A 20,080-nucleotide genomic window follows, 5' to 3' on the forward strand; every position below is an offset into this window, starting at 1 on the left:
TTCAGTCCACCGTCACGTAATCGGGACCGGAGTACCGGCCGGTGCTGAGCTTTTGACGCTGCATCAGCAGATCGTTGAGCAGGCTGGAGGCGCCGAAGCGGAACCAGTCGGGGGACAGCCAGTCGTCGCCGAGCGTCTCGTTGACCATCACCAGGTACTTCACGGCGTCCTTGGAGGTCCTGATGCCGCCCGCGGGCTTCACTCCGACCTGTACGCCGACGGCCGCGCGGAAGTCGCGGACCGCTTCCAGCATGAGCAGGGTGTTCGCGGGGGTCGCGTTGACCGCGACCTTGCCGGTCGAGGTCTTGATGAAGTCCGCGCCCGCCAGCATCGCCAGCCAGGAGCAGCGGCGGATGTTGTCGTACGTCGCCAGCTCGCCGTTCTCGAAGATCACCTTCAGGTGGGCGGCGCTCTCGCCGTCGGGGCGGGCGCACGCCTCCTTGACGGCGCGGATCTCCTCGAAGACGTCCATGTAGCGGCCGGACAGGAACGCGCCGCGGTCGATCACCATGTCGATCTCGTCCGCGCCGGCCGCGACCGCGTCGGCGGTGTCGGCCAGCTTCACGTCGCGCGCGACCCGGCCGGCCGGGAAGGCCGTCGCCACCGAGGCGACGTGCACGCCGGAGTCGCCCAGGGCCTCTTTGGCCGTCGCCACCATGTCGGGGTACACGCAGATCGCCGCGACCTTCGGGGTCGTGCGGTCGGTCGGGTCAGGACGCACGCCCTTCGCGCACAGCGCCCGGACCTTGCCGTGCGTGTCCGCGCCCTCCAGCGTCGTCAGGTCGATCATCGAGATCGCCAGGTCGATGGCGTACGCCTTCGCCGTCGTCTTGATCGACCGTGTGCCGAGCGACGCCGCCCGCCCTTCCAGGCCCACCGCGTCCACCCCCGGCAGTCCGTGCAGGAAGCGGCGCAGGGCGCTGTCCGAAGCGGTCACATCCGACATCGTCGCCGTACGGCGCGCGGCATCGGGATCATAGGCGGGGACTACCGGCGTAGGCGGCGGCGAAGACATGGTCACCACCTCAGCATATCTACGCGCGTAGCAACCCGCCACCCCCCTCCGGGTGAGGGTTCCCCCACCCCCGACGGCCCCCGATCTCCCGGGGCTCCCCTCTGAACCCTTCTCCGCCTTGGGCGGCGGGGCGATCTTTTGGGGGCGCGGGGAACTGCGCGGTCAGCCACGGCGCTCCGCGCAGGTCGCGACCGGCCCCGGCGGGGCGGGCCCCCTTTCGCCTGAGGGGCGGGCCGGTCTTTTGAGGGGCGCGGGGAACTGCGCGGCCAGCCACGGCGCTCCCGCAGGTCGCCACCGGTCCCGGCGGGGCAGTCCGGTTGTTTTCCGGCCTCCGGTCGGTGGTGGGTTGCTCGCGCAGTTCCTCGCGCCCCTGGCGGGGCGGGCCGATCGTTAGAGGGGCGCGGGGAACTGCGCGGTCAGTTGGAGCGCTCCCGCAGGTCACCACCGGCCCCGCGCGGGGCAGCCCGGTTGTTTTCGGGCCTCCGGCCGGTGGGGGTTGCTCGCGCGGTTCCCCGCGCGCCTGGCGGGAAGTGCGGGTTTGGGGGAAAGATGCGGGAACGCAACAGGGCTGGGGGCGAGGGCGGCGGCTCGGTGGGGCAGAATCGGGGATTATGACGAGCCACCACAACCGCCCGGCCGCGCAGGCCACCACGCCCGACCCGGCAGGCGGGACACCGCAGTACCCCGACCGGGTCTACCGCTCGGTGGCCGGACTGTGCGCCGGTGTGCTGCTGCTGGTGCTCGCGCTGTGGCTGGGCGGCGACGCCGTGGTGCACGGCAAGGGACACGCGCCGTGGCTGGCGCTGGCCTCACTGCTGCTGGCGATCCCGCTGATCGTGGCGTTCACCTTGCGGCCCGCCGTCTACGCGGGCGAGCAGCGGCTCAAGGTCCGCAACCCGTTCAGGACGATCTCGGTGGCGTGGGCCGGCGTCGAGTCGCTGCGCGCGTCGTTCTCGAACGAGCTGTTCGCGGGCGGCAAGAAGTACCAGATCTGGGCGATCCCGGTCTCGCTGCGCGCGCGCAAGCGCGCGACCAAGCAGCAGATGCGCGCCAAGGCGGCGGGCGACGACCCCTTCGGCGCGCCCCCGCGCCGCAAGCCGCGCCCCGGCCTCCCGGTCGACGACGACGGCGCCTACCGTTCGCCCTCCGACCAGGCCATCCACGAGCTGCGCGAGCTCAAGGAGCGGCACGGCGCCGACGACGGCTCCGAGCCCCCGAAGCCCGAGATCCGCTGGGCCTACGAGGTCATCGCCCCGGCCGTCGCCGGCTTCGTCGTACTCGTCGTCCTCCTCGCCATCGGCGGCTGACCCTCCCCCCGAGGCCCCCTGAGCCCTGCGGAGGCCCCCCGAGGCCCCCGCGCCGCCCTGCGCGCCCTGCGAACGTCACCCCTAGCGACCGTCCGTGAACAAGGGGCAACTTCGCGGTGAAGGATGCCGTGGGCAACCTGTGAGACAACCCTCAATTATCTGAGGCCACATACATTGCCCGTGCCGCACGATCTACCGCGCGTGCGGCCTTCCTCGACGTGGGGCGACAAAGAGGTCATCAGGGGTGGGGTTGCGGCAGATGGCAGGAGAGATCGGTGGGGCCAGTGTGGTGGGGACACGGTGTCAGATCGACATCGACGAGAACGGGTGGCACTCGTGGCGACTGACGGCGAACAACGGCCGGGTGATCGCTCTCGGGGCGAACGCGTATCCGGACGACGCCGCGTGCAGGGCGTCCTTCGAGGGGCTGTGCGAGAGCGCGGAGGGACTGGCGGGCGGAGTACAGCACGCCGCCGAGTCCAATGGCTGGATCTGGCGGTTACGGGACAGTGAGGGTCGTGTGCAGGCCGTGTCGGCGCGGGCGTACGAGCGGCACTCGACGTGCCAGGCCGCGTACGACCGGTTCCGTCTGACACTGCTCGGGCTCGGTGCCGCCGAATCCGTGCCCTGGGACGACGCGAGCTGACCGAAGAACCTCAACGGCCACGTTCCGTGCCGCGCCGACGCGCGGCGGGACGTGGCCGCCGTGTTTCCCCGCCCGCCCGGCCCCCGCGCCCGCCCGCGCCCCGCGCCCCGCCCGCCGCCCCCCGGCCCGTACGGCTGTACGGCTGTACGGCCCACGTGATTCCGTACGGAAACCGAAGTTGCCCCTACGGGTGCTGTCGTTCACATCGGCTTGCGAATGCGGCCATCGCGGACCATGAGCGTCAATGCGTGACGATGCGAACACTGGCGAGAACCGGCGAGCCGGACCAGGGTGACGGGCCCGGAGCCGACAGCGCCCGGCGGCTGCACGCCGACTCGGGGCTGCCCGACCGGGTGTTCAGGGCAGTGGCGCGCGGCGGCGGCAGCCTGGTGCTCGTCGTGATGCTGCTGGTCGGCGGATTCCTGCTGTACCGGGCGTGGCAGGCGCTGCGCAAGGTGGGCGTTCCGGCGTTCCTGACCACCGCCGAATGGGACCCGGACGCCGGGCACTTCGGCATCGCGGCGGTCATCATCGGCACGGTGCTGATCGCGGCGGTCGCCATCGTCATCGCGGTGCCGATGGCGATCGGCACGGCGCTGTACATCTCGGAGTACGCCCCCGCCAGGCTGCGCCGCACGCTGGTCAGCACCGTGGACCTGATGGCCGCCGTGCCGTCGGTGGTCTACGGCCTGTGGGGGCTGTTCTTCCTCCAGGGCAAGGTGATCGGCCTGGCCCGCTGGCTGTCGACGTACTTCGGCTGGATCCCGCTCTTCCACGTGGACGGCGCCGACCCGCACGACCCGCTCGCCACCGCGACCGTCTACACCGCGTCCACCTTCGTCGCCGGAATCGTCGTGGCCATGATGGTCACCCCGATCATCTGCTCGATCATCCGCGAGGTGTTCTCGCAGGCCCCGGTGGGGGAGCGGGAGGGCGCGTACGCGCTGGGCGCCACCCGCTGGGGCATGATCCGCTCGGTCGTCCTGCCGTACGGCATGGGCGGCATGATCGGCGGCACCATGCTCGGCCTGGGCCGCGCGCTCGGCGAGACCATCGGCGTCTACCTGGTCATCTCGCCGATCTTCGTCATCCAGCCGCACATCCTCCAGAGCGGCACCAGCTCCGTCTCGTCGCTGATCGCGCTGCGGTACGGCGAGGCCAGCCCGCTGGGCATGTCCGCGCTGATGGCCGCGGGTCTGGCCCTCTTCCTCATGACGCTGGTGGTCAACTTCGCCGCTTCGTCGATCGTCGCCCGCAGCCGGTCCGGCGCAACCGCCGAGTAGCCGCCGAGCAGCCGACAGCCAAGCCGCCCAGTAGCCGAGCCGCCGAGCCGCCGCCCCACCGTCAGCCCGCAGTCGTCAGCCCGCATCCGTCAGCCGCACGCACGCCGTAGGCCGAGCGATCGGCGGAACCAGGAGACCCCCTCGTATGACCACGGACGCACCGGACTCCGTCACCACGGCGCCGGAATCCGCCGGGACCGCCACCGCCCCGGCGCACCCTGCCCCGGCGCACCCGGCCACGAAGGCCCCCGGCACCGGCACCGTCATCCCCGGCCCGCCCCCCGCGGCAGCGGAACGCCGGCGCTCCACCTCCACCGTCCGCCAGACCGACCTGCTCGGACTGCTCGGCTCGGCAGCCGCCTCCCTCTCCCTCACCTGGCTTTTCTTCGCCAGGATCGCCCCCTTCAGCGGGGCCCTCGGCTTCGTCGTCTTCTGGTACGCGCTGTTCATCGCGCTGTACGCGCTGCTGGTCTCCTTCGACGAGGACGGCCCGGTGGTGCGCGACAAGATCGCCTCCGCCGTGGTCCACAGTATCGCGGTGCTGCTGCTGGTCGCGCTGCTGTTCGTCGTCGTCTACACGCTGTGGTCCGGCCGCAGGGCGATACCGCACCTGAACTTCTTCACCCGGGACATGTCCGTCACCGGGCCGCTCGACCCGCTGAGCGCGGGCGGCATCAAGCACGCCGTGGTCGGCACGCTGATCGAGATCGGCATCGCCCTGGTCCTCACCGTCCCGGCGGGACTGCTGTGCGCGGTGTTCCTCAACGAGGTGCCCGGACGCTACGCGCGTTTCGTCCGTACGGTCGTCGAGGCGATGACCGCGCTGCCGTCGATCGTGGCCGGTCTGTTCATCTACGCCACCGTGATCCTCGCGCTGAACGTCCCCAAGTCGGGCTTCGCGGCGTCGCTGGCCATCTCCGTGATGATGCTGCCGATCATCATCCGCGCCTCCGACGTGGTGATCCGGCTGGTGCCCGGCACCCTGCGCGAGGCGTCGTACGCGCTGGGGTCGCCGCGCTGGCGGACCGTATGGCATGTGGTGCTGCCCACCGCCCGGTCGGGGCTGACCACCGCGGTCATCCTCGGCACCGCCCGCGGCATCGGCGAGACCTCTCCCGTCCTGCTGACGGCGGGCTTCGGCGCGAGCACCAACTACGACCCCTCGCAGAACCCGATGGTGTCGCTGCCGCTCGCGACCTTCGAGTTCGTGAAGTCCCCCCAACCCACCATGATCGCGCGCGGGTTCGGCGCGGCGTCGGTGCTGCTGGTGCTCGTCCTGGTGCTCTTCGCGCTCGCCCGGGTCCTCGGCGGGCGCGACGCGGGCCAGTTGAGCAGGCGCGGCACCCACCGCAGGGTCGTCGCCTCCCGCCGGGACACGCGCCGCTTCACCGAGCGCGCCGCGGCGCGCGACGGCTACTCGTCGGCGTCGGCCGCCCCGGCCTTCCGCACGACAACAATCCAACCTGCACAGGGAGTTGACGGATCGTGAAGAGGATCGGCTGGACGGGCCTCAGGGCGGCGAGGGCGGCGAGGGCGGCAGCGGGTGCGATGGCCGCGCTGCTGATCTCGCTGCTGTTCCTCGGCCAGGCACCGCCGGCCAAGGCCGACTCGTACGCGAGGATCAGCGGCGCCGGCTCGACCTGGAGCCAGAACGCCGTCGACCAGTGGCGGGCGAGCGTCAAGAAGTACGGGATGACCGTCGACTACACGGGCAGCGGCTCGTCCGACGGCCGCCAGCAGTTCACCAATGGCACCGTCGACTTCGCGGTGTCCGAAATCCCTTACGGCATGACCGAGTTCGGGGTGCGTGAACCTCCGCCCAAGCGCGGCTACGCGTACATGCCGATCGTCGCGGGCGGCACGGCCTTCATGTACAACCTGAAGATCGGCGGCAAGCGGGTCACCAATCTGCGGCTGAGCGGCGGCACGGTCGCCAAGATCTTCACCGGCCGGATCACCAACTGGTCCGACCGGCAGATCGCCGCCGACAACCCCGGCCTCACCCTCCCGGCCCGCAAGATCATCCCGGTGGTGCGCTCCGACGGCTCGGGCACCACCGCCCAGTTCACGCTGTGGATGTCCAAGCAGCAGGGCGCGGTGTGGAACGACTACTGCAAGCGCGCCAACAAGCCCACCCCGTGCGGCCTGACGTCGTACTACCCGGTGATCCCCGGCTCCGGCTTCATCGCCCAGTCCGGCTCGCTCGGCGTGTCCGGCTACACCCGGCAGAACTACGCCGAGGGCGCCATCACCTACGTCGAGTACTCCTACGCGGTCACCACCGGCTTCCCGGTCGCCAAGGTGCTCAACGCCAAGGGCTACTACACCGAGCCCACCGCCTCCAACGTCGCCGTGGCGCTGACCCAGGCGCAGATCAACCAGGACGAGAACTCCTCGCAGTATCTGACGCAGATCCTCGACAAGGTCTACGCGTACCAGGACGCGCGGACGTATCCGCTGTCCAGCTACAGCTACATGATCCTGCCGACCTCGCTGGACTCGCCGCTGACCGAGGACAAGGGCAGAACGCTCGGCGCGTTCGGCTACTACTTCCTGTGCCAAGGCCAGTCGCAGGCCCAGCCGTTGGGCTTCTCGCCGCTGCCGAAGAACCTCGTACAGGCCGGATTCGACCAGCTCAAACGCGTCCCCGGTGTGCAGGCCCAGACCATCAATCTGGCGGGCTGCCACAATCCGACCTTCTCCAGCGACGGCACCAACACCCTGGCCAAAAACGCGCCGTTCCCCAAGGCGTGCGACCGGCAGGGCACGCAGCAGTGCTCCGACGGCACGGGCGGCGCGTCCAGGCAGCCCACCTCGGTCAAGCCGCAGGCCAACGCCGCCTCCGGCGGCGGCTCCAACGGCGGCAACTCCGGTGGGAGCAAGGGCGGTTCCGGCGGTACGGGCGGCGGCTCGTCCGGCACCACGGCGGGCGCGAGCGGCGGTACGGGCACCACGTCCGGCGGCACCACGGCCGGTACGAGCGGCGCCGCCACCGGCGGTACGACCGCCGCGGGCGGCACCGGCCAGAGCGTCGACCCCGACACCGGACTGCCCGCGGGCGACTCCGGCGGCACCGGCGGCAACCAGGACATCGTCGCCTCCAGCGTCGGCGTCGGCAACGAGACCTTCTGGGGCATGCGGACCTGGCTCATGGGGCTCTCCGCCCTGGCGCTGCTGCTGGTGGTCCTCGCCCCGCCCACCCTCGCCAGGCGGCTGACCAGGAACGGGAGGCGTGATGGCCGCGCGTAACCACCCCGGAGCCGCCCGAGGCCGCGTCCTGTCGGTCCGCCTCGGCGCGCTCCTCACCTCGGTGCTCGCCGCCGTCGGCCTGACCCTGCTGCCGCCGTCGGCGGGCGGCGGACAGGCCCACGCGGACACCGGCACGGACACCGGCTCCGCCGTCACCAAGCCCGGCGCCAAGGGTCCCTACGACGACTTCTCGCACCTGAGGGTGACGGTCGAGCAGACGAGGAATCTGCGGACGCAGGGACTGAAGGTCTCATGGGCGGGCGGGGTGAAGAGCTCGCCCAACAACGCGGGCAACTACCTCCAGCTCATGCAGTGCTGGGGTGACGCGGCGACCGGCCCGACCCCGGAGCAGTGCGAGTACGGGAACCCGCCGCCGAACACGGGCGTGCTCAACGTCGGTCGGAGCGTGGGCAATCTGGACCCGCTGGAGCCGGCGCAGCACACCGTGCCCTTCACCACGGTGAAGGGCGCCAGCTCGACCGACGTCAACCAGTTCTTCACGCAGTACGCGACCAATGAGCAGGACCTCGCCACGACCGGCGTCGACGGCAGCGGCCAGACGATCTTCCAGGCGGAGGACGCGGACACCTCGCCGATCCTGGGGTGCGGCACGGTGGCGAGGACCGGTCAGGCGCCCGAGCCGTGCTGGCTCGTGGTCGTGCCCCGCGGCACCCACGAACCCGACGGCTCCGAAGCGCCGCCGCCCAACGGACTGATCAGCTCCCCGCTGTCCGCGGGGAACTGGGCCCAACGCATCGTGTTCCGCCTCGACTTCGCCCCGACCGACTCGCCCTGCCCGATCGGCCAGGACGAACAGCCCACCATCGGCTCCGAGATGATCTTCGAGGCGATGAGCTCCTGGGCGCCGACCCTGTGCACCTCGCAGAAGGTCACCTACGGATACGTTCCGCAGCTCGAGGACTTCTCCCGTACGCAGGTCACCAGCCCCGGTACGGGCTCGGCCGGACTCGCCTTCATCGAGAACCCGGTGCTGCCCCAGCCGGACGTGGCACCGGTCGTCCACGCGCCGGTCGCGGTCTCCGGACTCGTCATCGGCTACAGCGTCCAGGTCGCCGGATCGTCCCAACAGGTGCCCCGGATACGGCTGAACGCGCGGCTCGTGGCGAAGATGCTCACCGAGTCCTACCAGTGCGACCTGCCGGGCAACGACTTCCCGCGCGGCAGACTTCCGGCGAAGAACCCGTTCGGTATCGAGCGCGACCCCGAATTCGCGCGGCTCAACGCCGGTGTGCCCTACCCCGTGGGCAGTTCCTGCGGATTCGGTATCGGGGTCCCGCAGGGCGCGAGCGATTCGGCGGGGCAGCTGTGGAAATGGCTGCTCTCCGACCCCGACGCGCGGAGCTTCCTTTCCGGAAAACCCGACCCGTGGGGCACGGTCATCAATCCGTATTTCCTGGAACTGGCACCGGTCAGCACCCCGCCGTCCGGCTTCGACAAGCCGGACCCGACGGTGTGGGCACCCGACAGCCGCTTCCCCGACATCCGGCTGACGGCCGTCGGCGTGAACCCGTACGGCAGCGGTCTGAGCGACGACGCCAGGACGGTCCGCAAGGCCAACAACGGCGGCATCACCGGCTTCAACCCCACGTCCACGCCCCCGGCGCTGACGAAGGCCGAGACGCAGCCCGCGGGTTCGAACTTCATCATGGGCCTGACGGACGCGGCCAGCGCCGCCCGCTACCGGCTCGGCACCGCCGAACTCCTCAACGCCGACGGCCAGTTCGTCGCCCCGACGGTCGACTCGATGACCAGGGCGGTGAACGGGATGAAGGCGGGCAAGGCCCCGGGCGTCCTGGACGCGGACCCCTCCGCGAAGACACCGGGCGCCTACCCGCTCACCACCGTCACCTACGCCGCCGCCTCCACCTCGCTGGACGCCGCCGACCGCAAGACCTACGCCGCGCTGATCCGGTACGCGGCGGGCTCCGGCCAGCGACAGGGCATCGGCTTCGGCCTGTTGCCGCTCGGCTACGCACCCCTGACCGCCATCCTGCGCGAACAGGCCCTCACGGCCGCGTCCGCGCTGATCGCCGGTGTGCCCCCGGCCACGGGACCGGGTGACACGTCCTCCAACGGCGGTTCCGGCTCCGGCTCCGGCGGTACGGGAACGGCCGGCGGCGGTACGGGCGGCGGCGCCGGCCACGGAGCGACCGGCGGGGGACCGGGTCCGGGCGGCGCACCGCCCGCCTCCCCGTCGTCGTCGGCCCCCGCCGCCGGTACGACCAAGGGCTCCACCGGCGGACCCGCCGCCTCGCCCCCCGTCAGCAACGTCGCGCAGACCGGCGGCACCACCCCCCAGGCGATTCTCGGCGCCGTCCGCTGGGTGCTGCTGATCGTCCTCATCGCGGGCATCGCGGGCTCCCTGGCCGGACCCCTGCTGATGCGCGCGGGCGTCGTCCGCGGCAGGAAACCGGTGTGACGGGTACTTGGGCGCCCCTTGGAAGGAAAATAAAAGAGAATTTGGAATACCCGTTGTTCACTTTTGCGGGGCGGTAATTTTGGTTGCCACTTCTTGAGGAGATCGGCAGGATCATTCATGGCCGGACCGACAGGTCAGGTCTTCTGGGGGGAATTATCAATTCTCCTTGCGTGTCACACGTCTGGAAATTCCATCCGCATCGACTCGGAGGAAATACAGTGAACGTGAAATTCGCCAAGCGGGCGGCGATCGTGGTCGGTACCGCGACCCTCGGTGTCACCATCGTGGCCGGTACGGCTCAGGCCGACCCGGCGGCCGGTGTCCACCGCACGCTCGTCGCGGTCGGCTCCGACACCACGCAGGACGTGCTCAACGGCCTCGGCAACAAGATCGCCGACCCGAACCCGACCGGTTCCTCGGACGGCAACCTGATCGCGTCCTACGACGCCACCGGTTCCTCCACGATCTCGACGCGGGACACCACCTGTGCGTCGGTCACCCGCCCCGACGGCTCGGGCGCCGGGGTCAACGCGCTGCGCGCCGACATCGCGGCCGGCAGCCACTGCATCGACTTCGCCCGGTCCTCCTCCACCCCCAACGCCACGGGCCAGTTCACCTTCATCCCGTTCGCCGTGGACGCGGTGACGGCGGCGACGGCGACCACCACCAACCTGCCCGCCAACTTCACGTACCTGGCCGGTGGTTCCTCCCTGACGAACGCCCAGAAGGCCACGTCCGACCTGACCCGGGTCTACAACTGCCTGGACACGGCGGGCAACCCGCTGCCGGCCGGCACGTACCCGACCATCGGCGGCGTCACCGTCCACCCGCTGGTGCCGCAGGCCGGTTCCGGCACCCGCAAGTTCTGGGCCTCGACGCTGGGCTTCAACGCCACCACCCTGCCGTCCTGCGTCAAGGACACCGCCGCGAACGGCGCCGCCGTCCAGGAGCACAACGGCAGCGCCCTCCAGGGCCCGAACGACCTCATGCCGTTCTCGATCGCGCAGCACATCGCGCAGGGCCGCTCCCTGCCGGGCGTGACCGACCGTCGCAACGGCGCGGTGCTCAAGACCGTCAACTCCACCGCGCCGCTGAACGCGAGCGGGAACCTCAACACCGCGTTCCCGGTCACGCGTGAGGTCTACAACGTCATCCCGGACAGCCGGGTGACCGGCGAGACGCTCATCAAGAACACCTTCGTCGGCAGCGCCTCCAAGGTGTGCACCGCCAAGTACGACTCCACCACCACGGTGATCAACAAGTACGGCTTCGGCACCGACACCAACTGCGGCAACGCGACCACCCTGGTCAGCCGCGACCTCGTCTGACCCGTCGTCTGACCCGTCACAGCGGCGGACCACCGTCCGCCGGGCCGGGCGTCCCTCGGGGGCGCCCGGCCGCTCCCGGCACCGCGACGCGGTGCCACGCACACACCGGACTCCTTCAGGGGGAGAGAAGACAATGACGAGACGAAGACTGCGCGGCGTTCTGGTCGGCGCGCTCGCACTGGCCATGGGCACGGGCGCGCTGCTCGCGGGGGCGGGCACCGCAGGCGCCACCACCGGTACCCCGACGGCGACTTCGGGCACGGTCACCCTCACCGCCCGCGGCACCGGCATCGACGACGACTCGCCGTTCGCGCGGGTGTCGGTCGACAAGGCGTGCCCGGCGAACTACCAGGACGCCCTCACGGTGTCGCTCGTGGTGCCGGACGGCCGGGAATCGCTCCTGGCCTCCCACCTGACCGGCGGCGCACCGTACGCCAAGGCCCCGGTCACGGCGCAGGTCCCGGAGGCGTCGGGCAACGGCACCATCGTCCGGTCGATCGCCACCGCCTTCGACGTCGCCAGTGTCCCGGTGGCGGACGGCACCTACCCGATCCACGTGACCTGCGCGAACGCCGACCGGGCGAACTTCCCCGAGCACCCGACGTTCACCGGCTTCATCGACGTGACCGGTGACACCTGGCAGGTCTCCAGTCACGCCGCCCCGGTCGCCACCAGCGTCAGGCTCAGCGCCGACCCGGCCCACCACGTCCAGGTCGGCAAGCCCTTCACGCTCACCGCGAAGGTCGCGGGCGGCGTGCCCGGAGCCGTCCAGTTCGAGGCGGACAACGGCGTCACCGTGTACGACACCCCGGTGCCGGTCGTGAACGGCGTGGCCACCTTCCAGCCGCCGGCCAACACCGCCCCGAACGTCCGCAGTTACATCGCGGTCTTCATCCCCGCCGACCAACTCGCCTACGCGCAGGACTACTCGGTCCTCAGCTACTCGTTCGTCAACGCGCCGTTCGTCACGGTGACCGACGCGGACGGCAACGCCCTCGGGGACAGCCCGCAGTTGACCCCCGGACAGCACATCAAGGTCTCCGCGCAGGGCTTCCTGCCGCAGAGCCAGGAGCAGGTGCTGCCGTTCGTGTCCAACGCCCTCGCGCTCTTCGCCCCGGTGGCGACCGACGCGCGGGGCTCGGTCACCGGCTACGACCTGACGGTGCCGAAGCTGATCGCCCGCGGCTCCCACACCCTGACCCTCACCGGTCTGTGCAGCTTCGTCCAGGTCTCCTTCACCTTCACCACGAAGTGACCGCGAAACAGCGCTGACCAGCACAGACGTACCACCGGCCGGGCATCGTCCAGATGCCCGGCTGCCGCCGTGACACGGCGGGAACGGCACCGCCACCGCACGACCCGCACGTGATCACCGCACGACCCGCACGACCCGCACGACTCGTACGACCGACGCATATCCCCGAGGGGACGAGGAGACATGAAACGAAGAATGCACGCGGCGCTGCTGAGCGTGCTCGCACTGGTCCTGGGCACCGGGGCCCTGGTCCTCACCACCGCGGGGACCGCGAACGCGGATCTGGCCGGGAACGTGACGCTGTCGCCCGCCGCCGGCACCGTCGACGACTCCCCGGCCTTCACGTCGGTCTCGGTCGACCAGGCATGCCCCACGAACTACCAGGACGCCGTGAGCGTGTACATCGTCCTCGACGGCGCGGAGTCGCTCCTGGCGACCCACTTGACCAACGGCGCCCCGTTCTCGACCGCCCCCATCACCGCGCGGCTCCCGGCCTCGGGGGGCAACGGCACGATCCTCCGGTCGATCAGCTCCGCGTTCGACGCGTCAAGCGTGGAACTCGCCGACGGCACGTATCCGATCGACGTGGTCTGCAAGTCCGCCGACCCGTCCGCCGGGGACCTGCCGACCTTCACCACGTTCATCGAGATCACCGGCTCCGACTGGGCGGTGAAGACGGTCACCCCGCCGACGTCGACCTCCGTCGTTCTCACCGTCGACCCGGCGGGCCGGGCCGTGGCGGACAAGAAGATCACCCTCAAGGCCACCGTCACGCCGGACACCGCCGAAGGCACCGTGACCTTCAAGCAGGGCGCCGTGCCCGTCACCGGCGGGAACATGATTCCGCTGGTCAACGGCGTGGCGACGGCGAGCATTCCAGGGATCGGCAACCCCGGCGTCATCACGCTCTCGGCGCAGTTCACGCCCAGCGACCCGCTCAAGTTCGCCGCCAGCCAGAACGGGGTGTCGTATCCCGTGGTGGCCGAGCCCGACCTGACCGTGCTCGACGACTCCGGGACCGAACTGCACGACACCCCGGCGCTCACCAAGGGTCAGAAGATCAAGGTCACCGCGGAGGGGTTCCTGCCGGGCCCCACGGGCGGGAACGGCGAGAAGATCACCTTCGCGCTGGACGGGTCCCCGGCCGCCGACGACGCGACCGCCGACAACAGCGGCAAGATCGCCAACTACGCGGTGACCCTGCCCGCCGACCTCGCCGACGGCAGCCACTCCCTGGTGCTGACCGGCGCGACCAGCGGCATCAAGCAGACGTTCGCGTTCACGGCGGGCGCGGGCACCTCGCCGACCGACGACCCGACCGGCACGCCGACCGACGAGCCCACGGACACCCCGACCGACACCCCCACGGACACGCCCACCGACACCGGCGGCGCGGACGGCGGAGGCACGTCGACCGACGGCGGCGCGTCCAACGGCGGTCTGTCCAGCGGCGGTTCGTCGGGAACGTCGGGCGGCTCCGGCGGCGGCAACGGCCCGCTGGCGGCCACCGGAGCCACCGGTGTCGTCCCGCTGAGCGTGCTGGCGTTCCTGATGGTGACCGGTGGCGGCTATGCCGCCTACCGGGTGCGCAGGGACGGCAAGTTGCTCACCTTCGGTCCCACGCCGCGCGACTGACCGTACGCGGCACGCGGCACGCGGTACGCCGGGCGGCGGGCGGTTCCGACCGTCCGCCGCCCGGCGACCGGCCGTACTGCCGCCGTACGACCGGCCGTTACGACCGACCGCTACGACCGGTCCGTACGACCGCTGTCGGGGCCGCGTACGAGACCGCGGCGCCGACCCCCCCCGTCCGAGCACGTCAGCGAAACGCACGCACGCGAAGGAGCGCCACCCGTGGCCGTACTGTCACCGTCCCGCGAGGCCGCCGGGCCGCCGCCGGAACCGGCCGAGCCGCAGAAAGGTCGGGCGGCCGAACAGCCGCCCGCCGCCTGGTTCGTCATCCCGGGCGCGGCACTGACCCTGCTGGCCGCGCTGCTGCTCGGATTCGTCGTCAATCTCACGCTGCTCGGCCACGTCGAGCACGCCCGCGCCCAGCAGACCGGTTACGCCGACCTGCGCGCCCAACTCGCCAAGGGCACGGCCCCGGTGGGCCGCCTGGACGACAAGGGCGAGCCCGTGCCGCTGGGTTCGCCGGTCGCGGTGCTGCACATCAAGGCGATCGGCCTCAAGGAGGTCGTCTTCCAGGGCACGACGTCCGGTGTGCTCAGGTCGGGTCCTGGGCACCGCAGGGACACCCCGCTGCCGGGCCAGCCGGGCACCAGCATCGTGATGGGCCGTCAGTGGGGCTACGGCAGCCCGTTCAACCACATCGACGAGCTGAAGGCCGGGGACCCGATCACCGTCACGACGGGCCAGGGCCAGCAGCGGTACCAGGTGACCGGGGTGCGGCACGCGGGCGACCCGGCGCCCGCGCTGCCCGGCACCGGACAGGGCCGGCTGATCCTGATGACCGCGACCGGCGGCCTCTACACCCCGCACGGTGTGCTGCGGGTGGACGCGGAACTGGTCAGCGACGTCCAGCCGGGCCCGGCGGCGGGCGGCGGCATCTCGGCGGCCGAGCAGCCGCTGGCCGGTGACCCGGCCGCCTGGCTGCCGATCCTGCTGTGGACGCAGGGGCTGCTGCTCGTCGCGGTCGCCGTCACCTGGACCTACCGGCGCTGGGGGCGCTGGCAGACGTGGATCTGCGCGGTCCCGGTGCTCGCCGCCGTCGTGGTCGCCCTGTCCGGTGAGGCCACCCGCCTGCTGCCCAACCTGCTGTGAGACCGGCGTACTTGGGACCGGTGTGCTGGACCGGCGTGCTGGAGGCCGGACCTCCCGGGACCGGACCGCCTGGTACCGGACCGCCTGGGACCTGACCGCTTGAGCCGCTTTCGGACCGAGCCCGCCACGAACCGCCCCGACGCATACCCGACGCATATGAGGAACACGATGTCAGCGACTGACGAGACCGTCGTACTGCCGCCCGTCCCCGGCGACCCGCCGACCGGCGGCGACCCCCGCTCCGACCCCCGCTCCGACCCCCGTTCCGCCTCCCGTTCCGCGACCCTCGACGCCCGTGAGGTGTCGGCCTGGTTCGGCGACCACAAGGTGCTCGACCGGGTGTCGCTCACCATGCCCGCACAGCGCGTCACCGCGCTGATCGGCCCCTCCGGCTGCGGCAAGTCCACCTTCCTGCGCATCCTCAACCGCATGCACGAACTGATCGGCACCGCCTCGCTCGCCGGGCAGGTCCTGCTCGACGGCGAGGACATCTACGACCGGGGCCGCCGGATCACCCACGCCCGCCGCGAGATCGGCATGGTGTTCCAGAAGCCGAACCCGTTCCCCGCGATGTCGATCTACGACAACGTGCTGGCCGGACTGAAGATGAACGGCGTCAAGGCCGGGCGCGGCGAGCGCGACGACCTGGTCGAGGAGTGCCTGACCAAGGCCGGGCTGTGGAAGGAAGTACGCGACCGGCTGCGGCAGCCCGGCGGCGCGCTCTCCGGCGGCCAGCAGCAACGCCTGTGCATCGCACGGTCGTTGGCGGTACGGCCGCGCGTGCTGCTGATGGACGAGCCGTGCTCCGCGCTCGACCCGACCTCCACGCGGCGCATCGAGCAGACCATCGGGGAGCTGTCCGACGACGTGACCATCGTCATCGTCACCCACAACATGCAGCAGGCCGCCCGTGTCTCGGACTCCTGCGCCTTCTTCCTCGCCGAACAGGGCACGCCCGGCGTCATCGTGGAGCACGGCCCGACCGACGACATGTTCAACCGCCCGCAGGACCCACGCACGTCGGACTACGTCAACGGCCGGTTCGGCTGAGCGGCGGCGCCCCGTGCGACCTCCGCGCAGCCCACGGTGCCGCCCGTACGCACCCGCGCTGCTGACCGCGTCCGTGGCCACCGCGCTGGCCGCGGCCCTGACCTCGTGCGCCCACCCGGCGGCGCACACCCCACCGGCCGCCGCGGACCGTACGCGCGTCCCCGTACAGCGGCCGTCCGCGCTCGCCGGGTCCACCGCGCCTACCGTGCCCGACCCGTCCACCGCGTCACCGGCCGGAGACGCCAACCGGCCGCACCCGTACGCCGATCCGGCCGCGAGCACCCCACCGGCCTTCCCGCCGCCGACCGGGAAGGCCGAGGCCGCGAAGGGCACGAAGGGCACGAAGGGCACGAAGGGAGCCGGGGCATCCGCCGCCCCCTCCCGGACGGGCGCGCCGCCGCCCGCCACGACGGCCGCCCGGCCGGGGCCGAACCCGTCCCGCGGCGCACCCGCCGCGCCGAAGAAGGCCGCCGCCGAGCGTCAATACCCGCCCGGCACCACGGTGTTGCGGATCGGCGACTGGTCACGGCCCGTCGTGCGCGGCGACCAGGCCACCATCGACGCGTGCGGGGCGGCCGTGCTGTTCGCGGGACCCGATCCGGCGCTCTCCGACGGCTACGAGATGCGGACCTCCGTCATCGTCGGCCACGACTACTGCGGCTACGACAAGCTCGCCCCGCTGCCGGTCGGCACCCGCGTCACCCTGGACACCCCGAAGGGCACGCTGTCCTTCCACGTCTACGCCACCTACATCAACCCCGGCAGGGGCGGCCCCGACAACGGCCTCTACTGGGGCGACCTCACCCTCCAGACCTGCGTGGGCCCGGACACCGGCTTCAGCTATCTGACCCGCGACTGAACGGGCCCGACCCGCACGCGATGTGACGCGCCGTCAAATACCCGCCGCCGACGCCACATCCGCCTTCAGCGCGGCCATTACCTCGTCGGCCGTACGCCGCGCCGCGCCCAGATCGGCGGCCGATGCGACCGGCACCACGACCTCCAGGTAGCACTTCAGCTTCGGCTCGGTCCCGCTCGGCCGGACGACCACCCGCGCCGACTCGACGGTCCCGGCGCCCGCCAGGCGGTAGCGCAGCCCGTCCGTCGGCGGCAACTGCTCGCTGCCCTCGGCCAGATCGTCGGCCGACGTCACCGCGAGGCCCGCGAGCGCGGCCGGCGGCCGGTCGCGCAGCCGGGCCATCGCGTCCGCGATCAGCGAGAGGTCCGCGACCCGCGCCGAGAGCTGGTCGGTGGCGTGCAGACCGTGGTCGAGCGCGATGTCGTCCAGCAGGTCGGTGAGCGTGCGCGAGTGCTGCTTGAGGGTCGCGGCCAGTTCGGCGATCAGCAGCGCCGCCGTGATGCCGTCCTTGTCGCGTACGCCCTCCGGGTCGACGCAGTAGCCCAGCGCCTCCTCGTACCCGTACCGCAGGCCCTCGACGCGGGCGATCCACTTGAAGCCGGTCAGCGTGTCCCGGTACGCCAGGCCCGCGCCCGCCGCGATCCTCGACAGCAGCGACGACGAGACGATGCTCGCCGCGAACGTGTCGCGCCCGGCCACCGCCGCGCCCGTACGCACCAGGTGCACCGCGAGCAGCGCGCCCAACTCGTCGCCGCGCAGCGTCCGCCAGCCCGCGGGGGAGTCACGGTCGGGTACGGCGACGGCGCAGCGGTCGGCGTCCGGGTCGTTGGCGATCACGACGTCGGGGCCGACGGACTGGGCGCATTTGAACGCCAGGTCCATCGCCCCCGGCTCCTCCGGGTTCGGGAAGGCCACGGTGGGGAAGTCCGGGTCGGGCTCGGCCTGTTCGGACACGGGCGTCGGCGCGGGGAAACCGGCGCGGGAGAAGGCCGCCATCAGCGTCCGCAGGCCCACCCCGTGCATCGGCGTGTAGACCACCGACACATCGCGCGCGCCGCCCTCGGCGACCACGCCCGCCGCGCGGGCCAGATACGCCTCCACCACGTCGGGGCCGAGCACCCGCCAACCGCCCGCCGCCAGCGGCACATCGGCCAGCGCGCCCACCGCGGCGATCCGTTCGGCGATCTCCGCGTCGGCCGGGGGCACGATCTGCGAGCCGTCGCCCAGATAGACTTTGTAGCCGTTGTCCTGCGGCGGATTGTGGCTCGCGGTCACCATCACCCCGGCCGCGGCGCCCAAGTGCCTGATGGCGTAGGCCAGTACGGGCGTCGGCAGCGGCGAGGGCAGCAGCGCGGCGCGCAGCCCGGCGCCGACCATCACGGCCACGGTGTCGCGCGCGAAGTCGTACGACTTGTGCCGGGCGTCGTAGCCGACCACGACCAGGGCGTCCTCGGCGCGCTCCCCGAGATACGCGGCCAGGCCCGCGGCGGCCCTGATCACCACCGCGCGGTTCATCCGCATCGGCCCGGCGCCCAGCTCGCCGCGCAGGCCCGCGGTGCCGAACTGGAGCGTGCCGCTGAAACGGTCCGCCAGATCCGCGAGCGCCTGCGCGCCGCCCGGGTCGTCCGGGCCCGCCTGCGCGGCCTCCAGGACGCCCGCCAGCTCCGCGCGGGTGTCCGGGTCCGGGTCCTCCGCCAGCCACTGGCGCGCGCGCTCCACCAGCTCACGCCCGCCGTTTCCGCCCGCCATGCCGCTCTCCGTTCCACGTGGGTCGGGCCGCCAGGGCCCGCCCCTCCAGCCGATGCCGCCGCGCGGGGCGGCAGGGCCGGTTTCCACCGGCAGGGTCAGTTTTACGTACTACCCCGCCCGTCCACCCGGCTTTACGCGCCCGCGGGCTCCACGTGCCTACAGACGTCCGAGGACGCGCCCGAGCAGCGAACCCATCCGGGTCGCGGACTCGCGGCCCGCCTCCAGCACTTCCTCGTGGTTGAGCGGCGCGCCCGTCATGCCCGCGGCCAGGTTCGTGACCAGCGAGATGCCCAGCACCTCGGCGCCGGCCTCGCGGGCCGCGATGGCCTCCAGCGTGGTCGACATCCCGACCAGGTCGCCGCCGATCGCCCGCACCATCCCGATCTCGGCCGGGGTCTCGTAGTGCGGCCCGGGAAGCTGGACGTAGACGCCCTCCTCCAGGGTCGGGTCGATCTCGCGGCACAGCGTCCGCAGCCGCGGCGAGTACAGGTCGGTGAGGTCGACGAAATTCGCGCCCACTATCGGCGAGGTCGCCGTCATGTTGATGTGGTCGCTGATCAGCACCGGCTGGCCCGGCAGGTAACCGGGGCGCAGGCCGCCGCAGCCGTTGGTGAGCACCACCGTCTTGCAGCCGGCCGCCACCGCCGTGCGCACTCCGTGCACGACGCTGGAGACGCCCCGGCCCTCGTACAGGTGCGTACGGCCCAGGAAGATCAGGGCGCGCACTCCGCCGATCCGCACGGAGCGGAGTTTGCCCGAGTGGCCCTCCACCGCCGGGGCCGGGAAGCCCGGCAGGTCGGTGATCGACAGCTCATAGTCCGCCACGCCCAGCTCGTCGGCCGCGGGCACCCAGCCCGAGCCCATCACCAGGGCGACGTCGTGGGTCTCGGCGCCGGTCAGCTCGCGCAGGCGGGCGGCGGCGGCGTCGGCCGCGGCGTAGGGGTCGGCATTCACAGAAGCGTTCACGCGCATGAGGGTAACCTGTCTCGGCCTACGCGCGTAGACGGTGCCCTGGGCTTACGAAGTGCGGCTCCTCCGGCAGGGCCCCGTTTTTGCCCGCCCGCCCACCCGTGCGGGTGTTTTGTCGTCTGCGGGTGCCGCTTGTGCCTGGTCGGTGC

The 20,080-nt window shown here is 71.8% G+C and carries 15 protein-coding genes; 12 read left to right on the forward strand and 3 right to left on the reverse strand.

Going from position 1 to position 20,080, the window contains the following annotated elements:
* Nucleotide 1: 1 nt before the first annotated feature.
* Complete coding sequence (gene deoC / locus ACZ37P_RS15725; RefSeq protein WP_355336909.1) at nt 2-946, reverse strand: deoxyribose-phosphate aldolase; 945 nt, start codon at nt 944-946, stop codon at nt 2-4.
* 680 nt (nt 947-1,626) lie between these two features.
* Here deoC and ACZ37P_RS15730 point away from each other — a divergent pair.
* The 12 genes from ACZ37P_RS15730 (at nt 1,627) to ACZ37P_RS15785 (ending at nt 17,213) form a co-directional block, all read left to right on the forward strand.
* Entirely contained in the window at nt 1,627-2,322 is a 696-nt protein-coding gene (locus ACZ37P_RS15730) for a PH domain-containing protein (RefSeq protein ID WP_355336910.1), read from the forward strand.
* Nucleotides 2,323-2,581: 259 nt separating this feature from the next.
* Nucleotides 2,582-2,968 (forward strand): YegP family protein, encoded by a 387-nt coding sequence (locus ACZ37P_RS15735; protein ID WP_355336911.1) that lies wholly within the window; start codon nt 2,582-2,584, stop codon nt 2,966-2,968.
* Between the two features lie 254 nt (nt 2,969-3,222).
* The gene (gene pstC, locus ACZ37P_RS15740; RefSeq protein ID WP_355337214.1) at nt 3,223-4,251 is read left to right on the forward strand and encodes a phosphate ABC transporter permease subunit PstC; all 1,029 of its coding nucleotides are present in this window, start codon (nt 3,223-3,225) and stop codon (nt 4,249-4,251) included.
* 145 nt (nt 4,252-4,396) lie between these two features.
* The gene (pstA, locus tag ACZ37P_RS15745; RefSeq protein WP_467346822.1) at nt 4,397-5,740 is read left to right on the forward strand and encodes a phosphate ABC transporter permease PstA; all 1,344 of its coding nucleotides are present in this window, start codon (nt 4,397-4,399) and stop codon (nt 5,738-5,740) included.
* On the forward strand, nt 5,737-7,500 hold the full coding sequence (locus ACZ37P_RS15750) for a phosphate ABC transporter substrate-binding protein PstS (protein ID WP_467346823.1): 1,764 nt from the start codon (nt 5,737-5,739) through the stop codon (nt 7,498-7,500). The genes pstA and ACZ37P_RS15750 overlap by 4 nt, the downstream gene beginning before the upstream one ends.
* Nucleotides 7,487-9,940, forward strand: coding sequence for a hypothetical protein (locus ACZ37P_RS15755; RefSeq protein ID WP_467346825.1), 2,454 nt, complete (start codon nt 7,487-7,489; stop codon nt 9,938-9,940). The genes ACZ37P_RS15750 and ACZ37P_RS15755 overlap by 14 nt, the downstream gene beginning before the upstream one ends.
* 218 nt (nt 9,941-10,158) lie before the next feature.
* Nucleotides 10,159-11,268 (forward strand): hypothetical protein, encoded by a 1,110-nt coding sequence (locus tag ACZ37P_RS15760; protein ID WP_355336915.1) that lies wholly within the window; start codon nt 10,159-10,161, stop codon nt 11,266-11,268.
* Between the two features lie 133 nt (nt 11,269-11,401).
* Nucleotides 11,402-12,523 (forward strand): hypothetical protein, encoded by a 1,122-nt coding sequence (locus ACZ37P_RS15765; RefSeq protein ID WP_467346827.1) that lies wholly within the window; start codon nt 11,402-11,404, stop codon nt 12,521-12,523.
* A gap of 183 nt (nt 12,524-12,706) precedes the next feature.
* A complete protein-coding gene (locus ACZ37P_RS15770; protein ID WP_467346828.1) occupies nt 12,707-14,158 on the forward strand; it encodes a hypothetical protein in 1,452 nt (483 codons plus the stop codon).
* Nucleotides 14,159-14,377: 219 nt separating this feature from the next.
* The gene (locus tag ACZ37P_RS15775) at nt 14,378-15,304 is read left to right on the forward strand and encodes a sortase (RefSeq protein ID WP_355336918.1); all 927 of its coding nucleotides are present in this window, start codon (nt 14,378-14,380) and stop codon (nt 15,302-15,304) included.
* A 168-nt stretch (nt 15,305-15,472) separates the two neighbouring features.
* The gene (locus ACZ37P_RS15780; RefSeq protein WP_391050553.1) at nt 15,473-16,354 is read left to right on the forward strand and encodes a phosphate ABC transporter ATP-binding protein; all 882 of its coding nucleotides are present in this window, start codon (nt 15,473-15,475) and stop codon (nt 16,352-16,354) included.
* A gap of 13 nt (nt 16,355-16,367) precedes the next feature.
* Nucleotides 16,368-17,213: a hypothetical protein gene (locus ACZ37P_RS15785; RefSeq protein WP_467346830.1), complete on the forward strand. Its 846-nt coding sequence runs from the start codon at nt 16,368-16,370 to the stop codon at nt 17,211-17,213.
* A gap of 33 nt (nt 17,214-17,246) precedes the next feature.
* Here ACZ37P_RS15785 and ACZ37P_RS15790 read toward each other — a convergent pair whose 3' ends face one another.
* The gene (locus ACZ37P_RS15790; RefSeq protein ID WP_467346832.1) at nt 17,247-18,962 is read right to left on the reverse strand and encodes a phospho-sugar mutase; all 1,716 of its coding nucleotides are present in this window, start codon (nt 18,960-18,962) and stop codon (nt 17,247-17,249) included.
* Between the two features lie 156 nt (nt 18,963-19,118).
* Complete coding sequence (locus tag ACZ37P_RS15795) at nt 19,119-19,934, reverse strand: purine-nucleoside phosphorylase (RefSeq protein ID WP_391050561.1); 816 nt, start codon at nt 19,932-19,934, stop codon at nt 19,119-19,121.
* Nucleotides 19,935-20,080 lie beyond the last annotated feature (146 nt).

The organism is Streptomyces sp. NPDC024632 (genome assembly GCF_055559175.1).